The sequence below is a fragment of the Eubacterium sp. AF34-35BH genome, from assembly GCF_003477765.1.
Lineage (GTDB): Bacteria > Bacillota > Clostridia > Lachnospirales > Lachnospiraceae > Eubacterium_G.
This window is the reverse complement of record NZ_QUDZ01000006.1, coordinates 213,681-234,393: the sequence shown is the minus strand read 5'-3', so window position 1 is coordinate 234,393 and position 20,713 is coordinate 213,681. Positions and strand designations below refer to the sequence as shown.

The 20,713-nt window shown below is 35.0% G+C and carries 11 protein-coding genes; all 11 read right to left on the bottom strand.

Annotated features, from left to right (window positions below; translation table 11 throughout):
* Positions 1–83: 83 nt before the first annotated feature.
* On the bottom strand, positions 84–2,915 hold the full coding sequence (locus tag DWZ69_RS12340; protein ID WP_118436780.1) for a discoidin domain-containing protein: 2,832 nt from the start codon (positions 2,913–2,915) through the stop codon (positions 84–86).
* Between the two features lie 282 nt (positions 2,916–3,197).
* On the bottom strand, positions 3,198–4,100 hold the full coding sequence (locus DWZ69_RS08765) for a glycosyl hydrolase (RefSeq protein WP_118436778.1): 903 nt from the start codon (positions 4,098–4,100) through the stop codon (positions 3,198–3,200).
* Positions 4,101–4,313: 213 nt separating this feature from the next.
* Positions 4,314–7,010: a cellobiose phosphorylase gene (locus tag DWZ69_RS08760; RefSeq protein ID WP_117999822.1), complete on the bottom strand. Its 2,697-nt coding sequence runs from the start codon at positions 7,008–7,010 to the stop codon at positions 4,314–4,316.
* Positions 7,011–7,502: 492 nt separating this feature from the next.
* Positions 7,503–10,682, bottom strand: a complete 3,180-nt coding sequence (locus DWZ69_RS08755; RefSeq protein ID WP_118436776.1) for a cellobiose phosphorylase — start codon at positions 10,680–10,682, stop codon at positions 7,503–7,505.
* Between the two features lie 13 nt (positions 10,683–10,695).
* Complete coding sequence (locus tag DWZ69_RS08750; protein ID WP_117999820.1) at positions 10,696–11,694, bottom strand: LacI family DNA-binding transcriptional regulator; 999 nt, start codon at positions 11,692–11,694, stop codon at positions 10,696–10,698.
* 72 nt (positions 11,695–11,766) lie between these two features.
* Positions 11,767–13,170: a family 16 glycosylhydrolase gene (locus tag DWZ69_RS08745; protein WP_117999819.1), complete on the bottom strand. Its 1,404-nt coding sequence runs from the start codon at positions 13,168–13,170 to the stop codon at positions 11,767–11,769.
* Between the two features lie 60 nt (positions 13,171–13,230).
* Positions 13,231–14,187: a carbohydrate ABC transporter permease gene (locus tag DWZ69_RS08740; RefSeq protein WP_117999818.1), complete on the bottom strand. Its 957-nt coding sequence runs from the start codon at positions 14,185–14,187 to the stop codon at positions 13,231–13,233.
* Positions 14,177–15,265 (bottom strand): sugar ABC transporter permease, encoded by a 1,089-nt coding sequence (locus DWZ69_RS08735; protein ID WP_117999817.1) that lies wholly within the window; start codon positions 15,263–15,265, stop codon positions 14,177–14,179. Before DWZ69_RS08735 ends, DWZ69_RS08740 begins: the two co-directional genes overlap by 11 nt.
* Entirely contained in the window at positions 15,265–17,784 is a 2,520-nt protein-coding gene (locus tag DWZ69_RS08730) for a DUF5696 domain-containing protein (protein ID WP_118436774.1), read from the bottom strand. Before DWZ69_RS08730 ends, DWZ69_RS08735 begins: the two co-directional genes overlap by 1 nt.
* Positions 17,768–19,831, bottom strand: a complete 2,064-nt coding sequence (locus tag DWZ69_RS08725; RefSeq protein ID WP_117999815.1) for an L-dopachrome tautomerase-related protein — start codon at positions 19,829–19,831, stop codon at positions 17,768–17,770. The genes DWZ69_RS08730 and DWZ69_RS08725 overlap by 17 nt, the downstream gene beginning before the upstream one ends.
* 10 nt (positions 19,832–19,841) lie before the next feature.
* A complete protein-coding gene (locus DWZ69_RS08720) occupies positions 19,842–20,711 on the bottom strand; it encodes a carbohydrate ABC transporter permease (protein WP_118436772.1) in 870 nt (289 codons plus the stop codon).
* Positions 20,712–20,713: the final 2 nt, after the last annotated feature.

Genomic DNA, 20,713 nt, shown 5'->3' with positions numbered 1-20,713 from the left:
TCCTATTAATTAATAGGGGCAATTTACGAAAAAAGAGGATAGCATTATGACTATCCTCTTAAAAATGTTTTTATTATTTTAAACTACTTTTTAATTTTAATCTTAACCGGCTTAGACCACTTCTTAGCTCCAACTGCCTTTACTCTAACATATAATTTCTTCTTGCCCTTTAACTTCTTGCTTGAAAGAGTTACTTTTGTTTTCTTAACAGTCTTCTTGTAAAGTACTTTTTTGAACTTCTTACTTGTTGAAACCTGAATGTCATATTTCTTAGCGCCTTTAACTTTCTTAAATGTTAATTTAACCTTCTTTGAGCTAAGTTTCTTTGAAACCTTCTTAGTAACCTTTGTACTCTTAAGAGAAGCTTTCTTTGTTGTTGGCTTAACTGTTGGCTTAACTGTTGGCTTAGCTGTTGTTGGCTTAGCTGTTGTTGGTTTAACTGTTGTTACCTTAGGTGTTGTTGTTTCATCTGAAGTTGATGTGTCTGGCGTTGATGCATCTGGCGTTGATACATCTGGTGTTGATGCATCTGGTGTTGATGCATCTGGTGTTGATACATCTGGTGTTGATACATCCGGTGTTGATACATCTGCTGATGATGCATCCGGTGATGTAACATCTGCTGATGATACGTCTGGCTGTGTAACGTCTGCTGATGATGCATCTGGTGTTGTTACACTTGGATTTGTTGTTGTACTTGGTATTGTTGTTGATGTTGTTGTATCTGAAGATTCAACCTGCTTTGTCTTACCAACAACGCTTATATCAGTAACTGATACATTGATGCTATCACCTGCTGCAATAGAGTCATCTTCTTTAATTCCTCTATCTCCATCCTTTTCAGTTGTTAACTGTCCTAATGCAATTATAAAATTCTGTTTTGAAGTTGCTGCTGTCCACTCAAACTCTGCTGAATAATCACATGTATATCCTTCTTCATCATTTCCTGTCCAAGTTGCTGTTGCAGAACTTGCTAAGAATTTATCTCCATTTGTATTTGTTGCAACTAAGAACTGTTTCTTAACATTTGATTTGATTGTAAACTTAACTGTATATACTTTTCCCTGTTCAAAGACAAGTGTTGTATGCGCCATTAATGAATACCAGTTTCCTCCGGCAACAACACTTCCTGTTGCTAGTGATGTTCCTGTTCCACATGGATTATCTGACCAATTGTCTGATTCATTGTTAAGAGTCCATTTAGTATTTTCATTTACTAAGTTTGTGCCATCTTCTACAATATCAAGTGGAACTACAACTGTTTTTGTAACTGCTTTTGATAATGAGCCATCTTTTACAGTCTTAACACTAATATTATGAGTACCGTCTGTAACTCCTGTTAACTGACCCTTTCCAGCTTTTACTTTCTCTGCTGCAAGTTTACCATCTACGTAAACATTGTATTCATAATCTTCCTGACCTTCACCTGCCACGATTTCATAATCTATAACACCGTATTTAGTTGATTCTGCTTTCAAATCTGCTGGTGCATCAATATCAACTGTTGTGGTATATGTAGGAGTATCCGTATTTGCTACGATTGCAATTTCATTGATAACATAGCCGTAATTAACTGCTCCTTCTGAAAGTGTTACTTTTACATATCTTACATTTTCCGCTTCATAATTTGATAATTTATCTAACTTAACAGCATTGCTATAAGCCGGTTGAACACCATCTGTTCCACAAATTAATGAATCTCCTGATGCAACCTCTTTATACTCTGCGCCATCATCTGATAACTCAATAGAATATTTCTTTGCATATGTTCTTGGATTAGTATATGCAATCATAAATCTGTCTAATTCAGCTGTCTTATATTCTCTTCCTAAATCAATAACAAAACTTTGTGGTGATGTTTTTCCAGTTCTAAATGCAACATCTTTTTCTTCTCCTGCTGTTAACAAACCATCAATCATATTAACTGCTGATTCAGCATATTCATCGCTATAATATGAACTTATATCTGTTATTGAAACATCTGCATTATTGTTCTTGTTTACAATATTTCTAGGTGATGTGTATAATTCAGAAGCATCTTTTACAGTAACTTCTTCACTATCAATTCCTTCTGATGTTGTTCCATTATATGAAGAAACAACTTTAAGTTTGTGAATTCCTGCTGAAACACCATCTATCCTATAGTCCTTTCCTGCTTCAACCTGATTACCTACAAGTACATTATCATCATATACCATATACTTATAATCTGCCTGATTTTCTCCTGCAGTTATGTTATATGTAATCTGATTGTAATCTTCTGATTTAACAGTAACACCTGCTGCATTTTCACAATGTGAAACCTCTACTGTTTTTGCGTCCCCATTTGTATCTAAAACTGCAATTTCTGTAATCTGGATTCCGTAATCTGCAGTCTTAGGATAATATGCTCTAACATATCTAACTGCACCAGTTGTACTAATATCATTAACCGTACAATTATCCTCGTCAAATGTCACATCTTCTCCTGCACTTGCAACAGTATTCCAAGTAGCATTATCCGATGAGAACTGAATTTCATAACCTCTTGTAATACATGTGTCATTAGCTGCAGCATCCTTATACTGTACTAATACCTGTTCAATAGTTGATGCATCATAATAATCACCTAAATCTATTACTGCATAACTTTCACCAGTATAGCCCCATCCTTTCTTACTTAATGCACAATGTGCATCTCCTGTTACATCTGCTTTTAACTTTCCATCATTTAAGTTTGCTTGAGCCCCTTCTGCACATTCTGGAAATAAGCTTGTAGTCTTACTTAATGCAAGGTTCTTTGTTGCATCTGCCACCATAGCCTTCTGCTCATCTGTTGCTGCAAAAACCGGTGAACTCATTGGCAAGCCAGCTACGACCATAGACAATGCACAAGTAATAGCTGTTGCTTTTTTTAGTCCTTTAAACTTTCTCATATAATCTTTCTCCTTTCGATTAACGTTTTTTCATCTCAAAGTTCCACTCTTTGATTGACTTATATTTTACCATATTTCCACCTTCCAAACAACAAAATGCACTAAAGAAAACACTTTTATTTCTCTTTTTTTATGCAACTTATACAAAGCAATATTTTGTTAATATAAACTAAAAAGAAGTCGTAGTCAACGCAACCACCACTTCTTTTTTAGTAATTTTACACAATAAAAATACTTTTATTCAATTTTTAATCCTTAAAATTTATATCAAAAAACATATTATTATCTTACCATTAGCTTAGGAGTTCTATCCACTCTATAAATCCCCCAGTTTTTTTCTGCTTCGTTTGGTCTGCTTCCGCCCTTCCATGGTTCATCAAAAGCTTCAAACATGTAAGCAATTATTTGTTCTTTGTCTGTCCAATCCCAAAACTCGTCATAATACCTTTTCTGGTTTTCTTCGTTTGCCTGACCTTCTTTCATTTGTTTAAAGTCAGCGCAGTCTGTTGCCCAGCCTACTTCTGAGAACAGCACAAATTTGTCCGGGTACATTTCCTTAATTTTTTTGTACCATGTTTTATTTACTTCCAAAGCTTCTTCAACTGTATTTCCATACCATAATGGATAAGAATGAACACTGATAATATCAAGATGCTTTGCAAGTTCTTCTAATTCAACCCACTCAAAAGCGCCTTCATTAAAAGTAACCGGTTTACCTGTTCCTTCTCTTAATCTGTCTGCAAACTTAATTAAACGTTCTACAGGCACATTGTTAGCACCCCATTTTGGTGTATTTTCGTTTCCAACTGAAACAGCGTTAATAACATCAGAGTAGTTATTAGCAATTTCAATTAATTTTTCAATGTTATTATCATTTCTTTTTGCTCTATTAACAAGTTCCGCATCTGTGTAAGTTTCTTTTAACCATGGACATCCCGGATTATTTACTTCTGAAATTAAATCCGGTCCTAACATTACCTTCATATCAAGACCTAAATCTCGAATTACCTGACATGTCATTTCAGCATAACTAATTGGATCATACATTCTAATGTATTTAAATCCCATTTCATCTAAAATTTTTAAATCCTCAACAATCTGGTCGTATGTTGGATATGTACAGGTTTTTGGACTTTGTCCTTCTCTATATCCTGAATAGCAAATTGCTCTGCCCCAATCAAACATTTATTTTCTCCTTTTATACTATTATTTACCCGTACTACAACTATTTTATCTGGTATTTTATAATTCCAACGTGGAAAAAATATTATAAGAAAGTGCTGTGAAGCCGTTGGTTCACAAAGGCAGCGAAGTCGGCTTTGTAGAACCGCTACGAGCGAAACGCAGCGGGAGCGTGCTTTCGATAATATTTTTCCATCGTTGGAATATATTCAACATCTAACCTAAAATTGCTGTAATTTGGCTCTTGTCACCAAGTTTGTCTACATCTTCTTTTGCAATTGTGTCTGTGTTTCCGTATAAATCACCGTCAATGTAGATTTCTTTTACTGTGTATTCTCCTGCTTCTAAACCAAATGGATTCTGGTATGTTACTGTAATGTTTGCACCTCTGAACATACATGTGGCACTTGCCATTCCGTTTGAGAACTGTTCAGCTAAAAGCTTTGGAGCAAGTTTCAAGGCACCAAGTTCACCTTTAATTCCGTACATTTCATTTAATACTGTAAGAAGTAACCAGCTTGCTGCACCTGTTAAGTAATGGTACATTCCCTGTCCTCTCTGATTTACATATTCAGGCACACCAGGATAAATGTTACTCTTGTGGTAATCTGCGCAATGCTTGTACAATGTGTTGATTACTTTGTAACCTTCTTTTGCAAAACCTCTGCTATATAATGCATTTGCATACATAACAGCCATGTGTGAGAATACTGCACCGTTTTCTTTGTGACCAAAAGCAAATCCAAATAATCTACCCATATCTGTTTTTACTTCCTTGAAATCAGTGTTAAGTCTGTAACCGCCAATTGCTTCATCGTAAAGATATTTGTCAGCAGCTTTTGCGATTTCTGCTACCTGTTCGTCTGTGGCAACACCTGACATTACTGTAAATACCTGACCTGTAAGCATCATTCTTACTCCACTTTCAAAGTCACCTTCTACAGCTTTTCCGCTGTTGTCATAGTAACCGTTAAACCATGAATTTCCTTCCTTGTCAGAAGTCCATTCTGTGTTTCTAATGTGGTCTGTAATCCAATTTGACATTTCTGTTAATTTATCGGCTAACCAGTCGCACTTAACTTCTGTTTTTTCTCCTGAAATAATGTGACCAACTTCATCACAGTATTTTTCAAGTAAAGCATTCTTTTCGCCAATGCTATCATAAATGCTGCTATCTGCTTCTAAGAGCACCAAAATTTCTTTTGCTATGCTTACTGTATCTTTTCCTGTTTTGTCACTGTAATCCTTAATATCCTGAGCAAGATTCTTCAAGTTACCGCCGTAAAGAGCTGTAAAAGCAACGCTTTCTCCACGCTCTTCTGCCATGTCAAGACCGTCGTTCCAGTCTGCTCCGCGAAGTCTTATATGATTATGCTCGCCAACATCGTAGAATGATGTTAAATGCTGAATAAGTAAATGTTCTAAAACAGTTCCTTCGTATGGAAGTGCGTCTTCTGTCATCTGCTTATTTCCTATTGTGTCATTCCAACGGTCGTCACGTTTTTCACCACGACAAATCTGTGCGTCTTTGAAATATGTATTGGCTTCTGTAAGGAATTCAATATCTCCTGTCTGCTGCATATATAATCTTGTTGTAAGATATGGCCAGGCACCATGGTCCATCCAAACTCTTACAATGTTGTTTCTGTCTGCTATGAACTCACCCTGTTTTGAACCGATGATAGTTGCATTTGTACCGTCAAATCTTACACCGCCAAAGTTGTCTATTAACATTTCTCTAACTTTTTCAGGTTCCATAATAAGAAGTGCAAGGCAATCCTGCCATAAATCTCTCCAGCCTCTACCACCTTTTCCGTAATCATGGTGCGGTAAAAATGAGCAACCGTAAATTCTTCTAAGCATTGGCTGGAAATTAACCCAGTGCATCCAGTTATCGAAATCTGAATCAGCAGAATTGTAACTTACGTTGATTTTTTCCTGCCAGAATTCTTTTGTTTCTTCTAAATATTTGTCAAAATGCTTCTTTATTAAATATTTCTTACTTAATTCTGTGATTTCTGCTTCTGATTCACCATAGCCTAAAGCTACAATATAAGTTCTTGTTTCGCCCGGCTCTAATGTACAGTCAGCAAATCTTATTGCAGCCACTGTTTCGTATCCATCTACTTCTTCGCCTGCCTTATATGGTAATGGCTGATTTTTTACAACGTAATATGGATTTTCGAAGTTTCCTCCACGCCCGATAAACTCTTCTGTTACAGGGCAAAAACTTACAGGTGAAACCATTTCTCCGTTAACTTCTTCTTTTGCTAATGCGCCATAGAAAATCTTGTTTTTGTTGTGTCCTCTTTCATCAAATGTAAGAGTTGGATAAATCATTATTCCGTTTTTTACTGTAAAAGTTCTATGAAGCAATGATGTTACGTGTCTGTGATCTCTGATGTTTGACGCCGAACGTGCATACATTGGTATTGCAACTGTTGATGTAATTGTCTGTGCCTTATCAGATGTATTTGTAATTTCAAACTTTGTAAGTTCTACTTTTTCTTCTGTTTCAGGTACAAAACTTGTCATTACAGCTTTTAAGCCCATTTCCTGTGACTGTCTTTCTACCTGATGCCACATAATACCTGCTGTAAGTTTTACGTCTTCCTTGTCATCCTCAAAAAGTTTTGCCTGCTGTTTGCTTGAACGGCCTGTTACAGACCAAGCTCCCTTTCCTTCAACATAAACCCAGAAGTTTCTTGAAGACTTGTTGTTGTGTAAGTTTTCGCTACTTACCGGTTCAAGTAAAAATGTGTTTTGGTCAAGCTTAATGTCGCCTCCTAAATCCGGTGTGATTGCACTCATCATACCTGCTTCGTTAGCAAGTGGGAAGTACATATAACTTGTTAAATCAGGATCATCTAATGTAAATGTTCCCTTTTTGTCCAAATACTTTAAATCGCTCATAAAATCTAATCCTTTCTCCTTTTTATTTTAAATTGATTTTGTTCAATAGTTTTCAAATAGTTGTTTGAAACTGCATTTTTGCAGGTTGTTGTCTTTACTCTGTATTTTGCAGATAGTTGTTTTAGTCTGCATCTTTGCAGATTGTCTTTTTTGCTTATTATTTTTAGGAAATTTTCTTTTTATATTTTATATTATATTTTTAGTTTTTGGAAAAACTATAATTGTTACATATTTATTTTATATACCTTTATTTGCTCTTAAATATAATTAGCAGGAACTTGTATTAGGTAATCTAAAAGATATAATTTCAATTCTTTTATTTACTTTCTTTTATAATCTTTCCAAAAATTAAAACGTTTCAAGCTTTTATAAAGAAAAAATGCTGTGAACCTTATAGAGTTTATATCTTTTTCAAATGTGTGTTGGATGAGAACCCTAAAGATTCTCATCCCCACCATTTGCTCTATAAAAATTTATAGCATTTAAAATGATTTATTCAAAGTAAACATTTATAGCATTAATCTTGCCATCACGAACAGCTTCTGCCATTTCGCCAACAATCTTACCTTCTGTTGCTACTGTTTCACCGTTGATTTCAACCTTTGAAACCTTAGCAGCATCAACGCCATAAGTGTTCTTTCCTGTATTATTAATGTATGTTACGTCACATGTTGAAAGAAGTCTGAATGTAACTTTTCCTTCATCAAATAACCAGTTTGCAAGCTTTGGATCAAAGTTAAGTGCAAGCTTACCGTCTTCATAAGTAAATACTTTGCCACCCATCATCATCTGAATCCACATAGAAATCATTTCTGTTGTTGAACCTGAAAGTCTTGCAACAAATCCTCTACCATGAACATCTTCATTTGGATTTACGCTTGATGCAATAAATGATGAATTTTCAAGTGTACTTCTACCATACATATTTGGATCTAAGAATGGAATAAGTGCCCCCTTAATTGTTTCATAATATTCATCATATAAACCTGCTTTAATCATAGCTAAGAGATATTTGTATTCCATATGTAAGAATACATTTTCTCTTTCCTGCCATCCTGGAGTAAACGCACGACAACGTCCATTTTCCATTGAACATTCTTCAATTGATGCTGAAGTCTTGTACATAGCAAGTTTCTCATCATAAAGACCCGTGTTCTTAACTTTGTTGTACATGTCTCTTGCTGTATCTACATCTTCGTAACCCATCATACGGGCTGGTCCTTCAAGGAAGTATGGTAAAGCAACTGCTTTAAATTCCTTAACCTTTGCCTTCTGAAGTCCGTAATGACTAATTACAGGTTCTCCATTTTCATCTACAACTGGTTCAAAATCAACTGCTTCATGTGTAATGTATGTTGGCACAAGTCCGTTACCCATTTCAACAGCCTTTGCAATACCTTTTTCAATCTTAGCTTCGAATGCCTTGAATACTTCTACAATGTGAGCTTTTGATACAACTGTTTCTTCACCGCTTAAGTAAAGTTTAATTGTTTCTCTGTAAGTTTCTCTGATTGTTGCAACCTTATCCCAATACTGGAAGTCATTAATTGTTCCGTTGTTGTATTCGTCAAGTGCTGCCTTAACATCATCTAAGTATTTTGCAATTTCAGCAGGCATTGTAACTTCACCTTCTCCATCAAAGTTGTTAATGATGAAGTTTACTAATCTCTTTAATTCAAATGTTTCAGGTGTACCTGAACCGAATAATCCAGGAAGACCGTTCATGGCATCATTCCAGCCCGGCTTTCCACCTTCCATTTCAACACCGATTCCGTCAATGTCAAGCTGAGCAAATTTGCTAAGTGCTAAAATAACCATCTTAACAGCTAAAGATGTTTCATAAATCTTTTCGTCTTTTGTCTTTAACCAGTTAGTTGCCCACTTGTTAAATCCCGGACGTGCAAGTTTTTCTTCATCTTCAACTTCCATGCCGTACTGACGTACGTCACCTTTTTTATTAATAACATACTTTTCATCTCTTGGTACAACGTATGCAACGCTGTCATAGAACTTGTATGTTTTGTCTTCGAATAATAATTCGTTAATCTTATCAGGGAATACACTTAAGTAGTTATCTACTAAATCCATGTTGTAATCCCAGTGATCGCTCCAGTAACCTTCACCAAATCCGGCTTCAATGTTCTGGTCACAATCATTTAAGATTTCTGCAATGAAATCACCATCATCAATTTTTACTTTTAAACCAAGTTTTGCAATTGTGTTTGAAATCTGACCAGGTGTAAACTTACCTGCAACAATTTTTTCAATGGCTGTTGCATCTCCGTCAATGTTTTCTTTTACATAAGCATTAACTTCGTCTTCTTTTCCTTCAATTACGTTAAATAAACTTGGACGTACTTCTAATGGGTTGTAACCATCAGCCTGTACTAAACTGAAGAAAGTTTTAACGTTGAATTCTCCAACATCTTTATTGAAGAATACATCATTTCTTCTATTCTGAGAAACATCTCTGAAGTTTCCGTTACCCTGTGAATAATATTCAGCAGCAATAGAGAAGAAGTTGTAATCTCTTTCCGGATCTCCATGTTTTCTACTAAATAAATGAATTATAGACTTATTACCATCTTTGTTAAGAACATATGGATAACCACCTCTTAAGAAGTTATCTAAGTAACACTGTTCAATGTACTGGTCAAATTTTCCGGCAGATGTATGTGTCTTAATGTCAGATGTGAAGCTATCTGCTAATTCTTCTGCTTCTACAAACTTGTCTGCAATATAGCCAGGCTTTGTAAATGTAGAAACCTTTGAATTAATCTGTTCTTCTGAACCTGCAAATCCCATCATTGTATCAAATGTGATTGCTTCGTTTGCAGCTACTGTTTCATGGAATGCTGTAAATCCGCAAGGAACTTTGTTTGCGAAACACTGTTCTTTTGCTTTTACGTTATCAATTCCACCTTCGATAAATCTTACAGGTGTCATTAATGAAAGATCATATCCGAATACTGTATCCACATCGTAGATTACATCCTGTAATTCTCCACCTTTAATTGTAAGATAGTAGTAACCACCTTCAACATCTGAAACTTCTGCTGAATCCTTTGTTGATGCTCTAAGTGTGTAGTATGGAACCTTGTTATCAATGTTCTTAATGTATGCCCAACTCTTAAATAAGTTTGACATTTCCTTGAATTCACCATTTGAGATTCCGTATGTAATAATCTTTGGAAGTCCGTCAATAACTTCAATATCTTTTGCAGAATCAGAAATGTTTTTCACTGAAACCTGTCTAACTAATGCTCCAATACTTTCGTTTGGAAGAATGAAGTAATTAACCGTTACTTCAATACCGTATTTTTCATTTGTTTCAATAATCTTGAAACTATTTTTATTCATTCTAATCTGACGTTTTGCTTCTTTTTCATATTTGAAAAATGGTTCATAATATTCGCCGTCAATTTTTAAGAATGTTCTAAAACCCTTTACTGTTGTGTTTTCAAAAGCTGTATTAGCTGAATTAAATTCCATAATGGCATTGCCCTTGTTATCAATACCAAAACTGTTCATTCCCTGTCCTCTGTTTGTGTAGAACGTCCACATTGGAATACCCTTTACACCTGCAAGACCAGGTAAAAAGCTTGAAAAAGCTGGCAATCTGTCATAATCATCTATAACAAATGTCTTACCTTCAAGTCTATAATTCTCCATAATAATCTCCTTTTTATTTGCGTTTTCCGCATGAACTTCTGTAAACCATCTTTGGTGAAAGTTTTGTAACTGTACCGCTCCTGTCACCATCATCGTTTAATAATCTGAATAATTCATTTGCGCTTGCACTACCCATTTCTGTAATTGGGCTGTGTACTGTTGTAAGTGGAACGCCATAATAGCCACTAATTGTGCTGTCATCGTATCCTATTACGCTTACCTGTTCAGGAACCTTAATTCCCACATCCTGTAGCGCTTTTATGCAACCCCAAGCCATTTCGTCATTGGCACAAAACATTGCATCAGGAATCTTTATTCCACTTGATAGCATAGAGCGCATCTCGCTGTATGCCAGGCTCTCTTCGTAGTAACCTCTTAAAACAATGTCTTCATCAATTGGGAGATTATGCTTCTGCATCATTTCAACATATCCCTGATAACGATGCTTGTCATCTCCCGTATCATTTCCGTGCATGTAACCGACTCTCTTATGTCCTAATTTTAATAAGTAATCAATTGCCATTGATGCGCCCAATTTGTCATCAACTAAAACGCCTGAAATGTTCTTACCTTTGCTATCTCTGTCAATAAATACCATAGGGATATTTACTGTTGCAATTCTTTTTACATAATCACCTGTTAAGTCTTCATGGTAAATAATTGCGCCTGCAACACCTGATGCAATAATCATTCTGTATATTTCATCCGGTGAGTTGTCATTACTTATATAAATATTTAACATGTAATTATTTAATTTACACTGTAAATGAATTGCCTGTGTTAATACCTTATAGAAATCACCTTGTAAACTTGTTAAAAAGAGGCCTATTGTATTTTTTCTATTAGACTTTAATAACTTTGCATTCATATTTGGTATGTAATGAAGTTTTTCTACTGCATTTAATACTTTTTGTTTTGTCTCTTCACTAACGATATCTGCGTTATTAAACACATTTGAAACTGTTGATATTGCCACTCCCGCTTCTCTGGCAACGTCTTTTATTGTAACCATACAATAATCCTCCTAATCTACTTGGAAAGTTTAGCAACAAGGGAGGCTTAAAGCCTCCTTGTTACTTTATTTTTACTGATATACTCTTACATAATCAACGTACATCTTATCCTGATATACATCATTAACTCCGCCGTCCGGGTAAGTCTTTGTGCCTACTTTTGTCCAGTAGTTTGTTCCGATATTTCCACCAAGTGTTCCACCAATAGCACAGTTAATAATTAAGTAGAATGGCTTGTTAAATGGCCAAATACTGCTGTTAGCCCAAGCATTTCCTGTAGCCATATATCTTGATGGGTTATATGACCATGTTACCTTACCATCAATTGTAAATGTAACTTCCTTGGCATTCCAAATAATACCATATGTATGATATTCGCTTGTTGCTGTAGCTACTGTAGTATGCTTGTATTTGTTACCTGAACTTGTTGGCATACCATTGAATTTTGTATTATGAATTGACTGTGGAATAACTGTCTTTGATGCTTCACTCATTGTTTCTAAAACATCAATTTCACCACATTTTGGCCATGTACCATAATTACTATCATTACCTAACATCCAACATGCAGCCCATGTTCCCTGTCCTTTCGGTAACTTAGCTCTAAATTCAACCTTACCATATGTTAATGTATATAATCCTCTTGTCCAAAGTTTTGTTGAATAAATTGAATTATTTACAACTGTTTTTGTTCTAGGATTCCATTCGAACTGTGGCTTAATAATAAGATTTCCATCTTTAACTTCTGAATATTCCGGCTGATAATTCTGTCTTTCTTTGTTTCCAAAGCCAGGATTTTCCGGACCACCGTTACCAGTTGCGCCTTCTGTAGTCCATTTTGTTGAATCAATTGTTGTTCCACTAAATTCATCATTCCAAACCATCTTACGAACTTTGTCTGATACTACGTTTGAGAACTTTGAACATACATAAGTCTTACCTCTTACTTTTGCAATAGGTTTAATCTTGAAGTAATAAGTTGAACCTGCTGTTAAACCATTAACTGTTGTTCTTGTAACTTTTCCAACTGTTGTTACTTTAAATCCACTCTTTGAGTTTGTTGAATAGTAAATCTGGTAGCCTGTTGCACCGCTTACACCAGTCCACTCTAATGAAATACCATTAGTTGCTGTGTTCTTTGCGTAATCAATTGATGTTGCGCCAGGTGTAACCTTAACAGTTACTTTCTTCTTGCTCTTCTTTACTTTTACTGTAATTTTGCAAGTACCAGGCTTTTTAGCCTTGATTTTTCCTTTTTTTGAAACTGTAGCAATTTTCTTATTGCTTGATGTAAACTTAGCACCTTTTTGTTTAACTTTAATTTTGCTGCTGTTTCCTGCGATTAAAGTAACTGTCTTCTTAGACTTGATTGTTACTTTTGCCTGTGCTGTTGTTGGATTTCCTACATAAACTGTAGTAACAACCATAGCGATTGCTAATGCAACAGATGTGATTTTCTTTAACATCTTATTCATATTTTGCCCTCTACTTTCATCTGTTAGAACAGATGCTTTACGCACCTGTTCTAAAATGTTTTATTCACCTGTGATACCTGTATTTTCGATACCTTCGATGAACTGTCTCTGTACGCATGCGTACAATACTAACAATGGTGCAATTGCTATAAGTGTAGCTGCCATCTTGATGGCTTCGTTTAACTCACTTACGGCATTTGAAGTTGAACCGTTATCAAATAATGATAATCTTCCCGGTAATAACTCTAAAGCATCACCTGTCAGTATGTTAGTTGTATATGTTTCATTCCAGTTAAATACGAATGAGAATAAGAATACAACTAAGATTGTTGAAATTGATAATCTAATTGCTACATGATAGAAAACTTTTAATGAACCGGCACCATCGATCATTGCTGCTTCATCAAGTGACTTTGGTATCATGTTAAAGAAATTGTAGAATATCAATACCAACATTGTTGAGTATGTTCCCTGTCCTAATAATGCTAATAAGAACTGTGGAACAACTGTGTTAATTAATTTAAATCCTAAAATGCTTTCAACTGTACTGAACATCATAATTCTTGGTACTGTTAAAAGTGGTACCGGAAGAATGAATGCCATAATTAACATTACAAACCAGAAGTTTCTTCCTCTAAATGTGTATCTTGATAATGCGAAACCTGTTGTTGCTGATACAAATGTCTGAGCAATAGCAAGTAATGCTGAGTACCAAATTGAGTTTAAAATTGATGTTGGAATATCAAGTGTTCCAATAGCATTTTTAAAGTTATCTAATGTTGCGTGTTTTGCAATCCATGTAATTGATGGATCAATTAAGTCCTTTGTTGTCATAATTGATTTGGAAATCATTTCAAAGATTGGCTCTAAGAAAATGAATCCAATACAAATTAATACAAAGTAAATTGCAAATTTTGAAATAATGTTTACAGCTTTTAATCTCTTTAATTTGGCAAAGTTGATTTTCTTAACTGATGACAAATCAATCTTCTTTGCACTGTTATTTTTATTTGCCATATAACTTTGCCTCCTTTGCCTGATGTCTCTTCTGAGAATTTAATCTTCTCTTCTGCTGTTTTTCCAGCTTCTTTAATTTCTTTTCCTGCTTCTGTCTTGCCTTGATATCTTTTGGTTTCTTATCTCTAAATAGTAAGAACACAAATCCAACAAGTAAGAGTACCACTAACGCGTATATCCATGCGTAAGTTGCGGCATATCCAAGACCTGAACCTGTTTCACCTGTCTTTTCCTGAATTAACTCATATAATGGGTTAATTGAGCTGAACATACCAAGCTGTATTACTGTGAAGACTGTAATAATAAGTCCAATCTGTTTTAACATTGGAATTGTTATCTTCCACATAATCTGCCAAGCATTGGCTGAGTCAATCTTTGCTGCTTCGTAAACACTTGGGTTGATTTTCTGTAAACCATTGATAAATAATACAATTGGAATACCTGTAAACCAAAGTATAATTGATAACTGATCAAATACACCTGCTAGGGCATTTCCAAGTGCCGGTGAATAACTGTCTATAATCTGCATAATAAATATATTTAAATATGCATTGGTTGTTTCTGGCGCCGCGGCTGATGTAGCAGCCTGAGCTGCGGCCTGTCCTGCGGCCCCCTGCACTTCCATAATCTGTGTCATAACCGGACCAGACATGATAATAACAGGTAAGAAATAAATTGTTCTTAAAACACCCTTACCTACTTTAATCTTATTTAAAAGGTAAGCGATAATAAATGATAATACTACTACAATAAATGTGTAAGGTATAATCATCTGTAAATACTTAATTAACGCAGGTGTAAATTCACTGTTTCCAATGAACGCCTTAACGTAGTTTCCTACGCCTGTCCATTCAATTTCATATCCTCTGATTGTTCTCTTTACATTTGTAAAACTTAAATAAATAGTAAATACAAATGGAAACAATGTAAATAATGCAAAACCTACAATCCAAGGAGCCATGAACATATAACCTGTTCTGTCCTGTCTCTGCTGGTATGTACGCATTTTCTTAGCCTTTTTTGGCTTGTCTTTTTTCGGAGTTGTCTTTACTTCTGTTGTCTTCTTTTCTTCAGCCATTATTTAACACCTCCTTCAATTACTTCTGCACTCTGTGCAGCTACTTCTGTATTTCCTACAGTAACTTTATCCTTTGTATAGTTAATTACTATACTCTTTGTATCTCCGTCTTTCTTGTATGTATTAACGATAACACCGTCACTTACTACCTTACGGCCTGACCACTTATATCCAACAACCTTAGATAATGGTGTGTTGACTTTGTTGTAAATATCTTTTACAAGTTGCTCATACTGTTCAAACTCTGTTGAATAGTAGTCTGATGAAGTTGTTGATGCTAAAAGATATGATGGTTCCTGTGTTAATACAAATGAAGGACAAATATTGTAGTCAATCATTCTTAACTGGTCTGTTGTTGAGTAGAATGAAAAGTTTGCATATGGTGCATATACTTCCATTGTACCGTTAAGTACCATCTGTAAAAATGGAACTGTATCTGTTTCGTATACATACTGTGATGTTCCTACAGGTGACTGTAAGTATCTGTCTGTGTATTTCCATAAGTATTTGTTTGGTGCTACTAAGTTAAGTGTTGTACCATTCTTCTTCATTTTCTGTAATGAATTCTGATATAACTTAATTGCATCGCTTACTGTTGTTTCTACACCATCACTACTGTATGTACTAACTAATACATTTGATGCTCCGTCAATTGTAAATGACTTGCTGTCTTCTCCTAAGTCTTCATATAAGTCATCCATCCACTGTGCTGTCTTCTTAGGAAGTGCATAACCAAATTCTGTTACAGGAGCATTCTTTGGTAAAATATCTGTTTTATCAACCTGAAGGTATTTTGTATTTAAGTGCTTAGCAGCGTTGCTGTAGTAACTTACCATATCTTCATTAATTGTTGTAAACTCTCTTGAGAATGAAATATCAACATTCTTCTTAGCAAAATCAGATATTAATGAAGTAAACTTACTTTCACTTCCTACGGCACTTGAAAAACTTGTGCTGTTTGGCTTTGATAATGTTTCTCCACCGCTTTGCCATCCGATTAAACCTGTATTAATATTTTCAACTCCATCTTTTGTTAACTTGCTTAAGATGTTTCTTACATCATCAGCAGTTGTTACTGTTACCTGCTGTGTTGAGAATACACCTTTCTTTGAATCTGACATTAAGAAGTCAACTCTAATTGGAATGTTTGAACCTTCTGTTGTTCTTTCTTTCAATGTTCCATTATCAATTAAATGCTGTCTGTATGCCTGAGCCATACCTGCGTAATCTGCTGATGGTGTTCCATCACTTCCATCGCCACTTAAGAACTGATATGTCATTGAAATATCAACCTTGTTTGGTGTATCCTGTGTCTTTCTGTAAGAATCACCCTTCTGGTTTGTTACCTGATAATATTCTGAATTGAACTTAAATGTTGGGTAAGCGTATGTATATCTTACTTCACCTTCTGCTGTTGTTGAAGGGACTGCATTTATGCTCATGTATTCATCACCCTTATCAGCGTAAGCAACAAATGCTGCCTGTGTTCCATCACCATGTGAAATACCGAATACCGGCATTGTTGGTTCCTGTACAGGAACAACGTCATCGCTTGTTGCATAATATGTTAAGTTTGTTGATGGATCTGTTCCATAAACCTTACCCTGATATTCACTGAACTTTGTATTGTTTGTTGCGAATCTTACTAAAGCTCCACTTCCGTCAGGTATTAATGCATAACCAGGTGTTAATTCTTTTCCCTGTAACTTAACCCAGTCAGCTTCTTCTTCATCATATGCTAATGTAGCACCACCACTTGTTCCTAAGAACGGTGTAATGATTACGTTAGCGATTTTCTTGATGCCTGAACCTGTAAGTTCTTTATATGGTATATCGTATTTGATATTTCCATCATCACCGAATGTAATATATACATTCATGCCTAAATCATCATCACCAAGTTTGAATACACATTCTAATTTGTATTCTCCCTTTTCTTTATCAACTTCGCTAAGTCCTGATTTTCCATCATTCTCACTAGCTGCTGCTGATGAAACTCTTGTAATCTTCATACTCTTACCTGAACCTGTATAATACTCAACTGTAACAATTGAGTTTGCAAATGCTGCATACTGGTCATTAGTAAATGATGAATCCTTTGGTGTGTTGGCAAGTTCTTTAACCTGCGCAACTGTCATTCCCTTTTCCTCAGCGTAATCTTTGATTTCTGAAGGATCTTTATCTTCTTTTGCACTTGTTACAACATCTAAAGCTTCTTCAATTTCTTTAGGAAGTGCAACATCTACACCTGTTTTCCAAACATATTTTGTCTTTGTGTTTCTAACTAAGATAATATCGCGGTCATCTCTGAAATAATATTCATAATTACCTTTCTTACAAAGTAACTGATATGCGTTTGTTACTTTCATATTAGATGTTACCTTGTCAGGTGCAGGTCTTGTATCTCTATTGGTATTCAAGAACGCAGCTGCTACTGCAGCGCTAAGTGAAAGGACGCATAAGAGACATACCACAAGTGCTGTAATTTTAATCTTTTTATGTTTAGCTGCCTGTAACATTTCTTATAATCTCCTTTCCTACTGTTACTAAGAAATCTTTTAACTGTTCCCACATGATAATAACTACTAAAACAACGATTGCTGCAATAAGCATGAATACTACTGTGATTATCAAACTTACTACTGTATGTTTAAAGTCATAATCATGAACTGTTGAAAGACCTTCAAATATAAGAGCAATACTCCAACATACACCAATTATCATAATAACTGTTAAGATAAATGATTCGTTGTATGTTAATACGTATGACATAATAACTGTTGCTACCATTGATATCATTGCAGGTATTAATCCGTATGCAGGTATTAAGTAAACCTGTCTAAATGTACCATCACCATCTGTAATTGATGTTACAAGATAGTTACAAATAATAAATAAAATTAATATTGCAAAGAAACCTACGATAACCGCTCCCATATCCATGTCTTCTACTTTTGAATACTGGTAAATAAATCCTTTACCTGTCTGGTATAACATGTATACTCCGAAGAAAACAATGTATAAGATCGTTGCAGCTATCACTGAACCGTTCTTGTTTACTCTAATATCATAGTATCTGTCAATTGGATGTTTTGTTATCTTGAACGCATAACCTAATTCACCAATAACAGGTGTATTCTTAAGTTTTTGTCCAAGAGCTCTTTTCTTTTTCTTAAGTACATGATTCTTATCAATGAATCCGATAGCAATCTTAATTGCAATAAGAATAACTAAAACAATTAAAACTGTTCCTAACCACTTCTGGATTGATTTATTTCTTACTTCCCAGAATGCGTTTGAATAACCGTCTCTGTTTCCGGCAATTTCAAAATGTTCCATTGCTTTGTCATAAACTTCATCATTGTAGTAAGCTTTTGCTACACCGTTATGAGCAAGAACTGACATCTGGTTAAGTCTTAATACATAATTCCAATCTGTAAGGGCTTCTTTATAATCACCATTTTCATATTCTTTTAAAGCCTTGAAAATAGTCGTTGCATATTCTGTTGGTGTAAATGACTGTAAGTATCCTTTTTCACCATCAGCTGTCCAGATGTTTCCACTGTTATCTACAGCAATTGTTGTAAGTGATGTAAATAAACCTGAAATATCTTTGTCTGCTGCTTCTGCACCTAACTGAAAGATTACTTCACCCTGACTTGTATATACCCAAATCATACCATGTGAATCACTTGCGTAAATAATACCGTCTTTGTTTGCAGTAACATCTGTTAATGCTGAAGAAGTCTTAACATTTCCAAGCATATTAGTACCATTTGTACTATGCTTCTTAAGTAAGTCATTTCCTATACCCATACATGTTGAATATGCTGCACCATTTGTATCTACAAAAACATTAGAGAATGTAGATGGAAGAGTATTTAATAGCTCTGATTTTTTCTCCTGTTCTTTTGTATAAATTAATTTTAAGAACATCTGCTGTGGTGTTAATTTTGACTTATTTGATGTGAAGTATCCTAAGAACTTACCTGTGTTTGCCAACTGAATTACACCTGCGTAAACACCTTCTGAAACGATGTAGATGTTGTTACCGCTATCTACTGCAACCTTACTTGGTTCGTAGTTTGTATCAGCAAAAATAGCTGCTGTTGGTTTTAAATAACTTCTTACGAATTTAAAATCCTTTGTGAATTTGAATACCGCTTTCTGTCCTACGTCAGCAACATATAATTCACCGGCATTTGTTCTAAATACACCCTTAGGACTTTTGAATCCAGGGAATCTTTTATCGTTAACTGTTTTACCATTTAGGATTCTTACGATTTTCTCAGTGTTTAAATCGTAAATAACAATTCTCTGATTTCCTGTATCTGCTATGTAAGCAATGTTGTTATCATCAATTACCATATCTTCAGGATCTGATAATTCTAAGTTTGTTATAGTTCTGTCAGGCAAATATGCATCCTGTGTTCTAACCAATTCTCCCTGATCATCTTCTGTATATGAGTAACTGGTTGCCTGTGATGCTGCCACTGGTAACACTGACATTACCACAAATACCAAGGCTAGAAACAGAACTAAACTTTTTTTCATAATTTTTTTCATTTCTGCCTCCTTACTTGATACCTGAACTTGCCATTGTGTTCATAACCTTAGACTGCATACAAATGAATATAATCAAGTTTGGCAAGAATAAAATCAAACTTGATGCAGCTACCATACCGGCTGCCGCTACAGCATTGTTTACACCAATGGAGTTACAATAGTATGTTAATGTTCTTAATGCTTCGTTTGTAATATAGTTGTTTGATGTTTCCACGTTGTTCCATACCTGCTGGAATGTAAGAACCACAGATGTTGCAAGAGCCGGTTTTGTTAAAGGAATAATTACCTTTCTTAATATAGTAATATCTCCTGCACCGTCTACTACCGCTGCTTCAATTAACGCATCTGGAATACCATCAACGAACTGTTTTACTAAGAATAAACTTACAGGCATTGCAACCAATGGTAAGATATGTGCAAACCATGTATTGTACACGCCTAAATTTACGATAATTAAGTATCTTGGAATAGCTACGGCTGTTGCTACGAACATAAGAGCCATCTGGTTTACTTCCCATAAAGCACCTTTGATTTTGAATTTCTTCTTTGAGAAAACGTAAGCTGCCATAATTGTAATGAGAATTCCAAGCACTACTGTTAATACTGCTACGATTAATGAATTTAAGAAATATCTGGACATTGGAATTCCTGTTGTTCCTGATAAGTTCAATAAATTCTTAAAGTTATCCAATGTTGGATTTTGTACAAACAATGTTGGTGGGAATTTAAATAATTCTCCCAAAGGTTTAAATGCATTATTTATCATAAATATTACCGGAAGGATCATAAATATTGATAAAGGACATGCAATTATATGAAACTTAATCTGACCACGAGAAAAACGTGATGGATTAATTCTGTTACCTTGAAAATTTGCCATTT

Excerpts from the sequence above, each read along its gene's own strand:
- DWZ69_RS12340 (WP_118436780.1), bottom strand. The coding sequence starts at position 2,915 with ATGAGAAAGTTTAAAGGACTAAAAAAAGCAACAGCTATTACTTGTGCA.
- DWZ69_RS08765 (WP_118436778.1), bottom strand. The coding sequence starts at position 4,100 with ATGTTTGATTGGGGCAGAGCAATTTGCTATTCAGGATATAGAGAAGGA.
- DWZ69_RS08760 (WP_117999822.1), bottom strand. The coding sequence starts at position 7,010 with ATGAGCGATTTAAAGTATTTGGACAAAAAGGGAACATTTACATTAGAT.
- DWZ69_RS08755 (WP_118436776.1), bottom strand. The coding sequence starts at position 10,682 with ATGGAGAATTATAGACTTGAAGGTAAGACATTTGTTATAGATGATTAT.
- DWZ69_RS08750 (WP_117999820.1), bottom strand. The coding sequence starts at position 11,694 with ATGGTTACAATAAAAGACGTTGCCAGAGAAGCGGGAGTGGCAATATCA.
- DWZ69_RS08745 (WP_117999819.1), bottom strand. The coding sequence starts at position 13,170 with ATGAATAAGATGTTAAAGAAAATCACATCTGTTGCATTAGCAATCGCT.
- DWZ69_RS08740 (WP_117999818.1), bottom strand. The coding sequence starts at position 14,187 with ATGGCAAATAAAAATAACAGTGCAAAGAAGATTGATTTGTCATCAGTT.
- DWZ69_RS08735 (WP_117999817.1), bottom strand. The coding sequence starts at position 15,265 with ATGGCTGAAGAAAAGAAGACAACAGAAGTAAAGACAACTCCGAAAAAA.
- DWZ69_RS08730 (WP_118436774.1), bottom strand. The coding sequence starts at position 17,784 with ATGTTACAGGCAGCTAAACATAAAAAGATTAAAATTACAGCACTTGTG.
- DWZ69_RS08725 (WP_117999815.1), bottom strand. The coding sequence starts at position 19,831 with ATGAAAAAAATTATGAAAAAAAGTTTAGTTCTGTTTCTAGCCTTGGTA.
- DWZ69_RS08720 (WP_118436772.1), bottom strand. The coding sequence starts at position 20,711 with ATGGCAAATTTTCAAGGTAACAGAATTAATCCATCACGTTTTTCTCGT.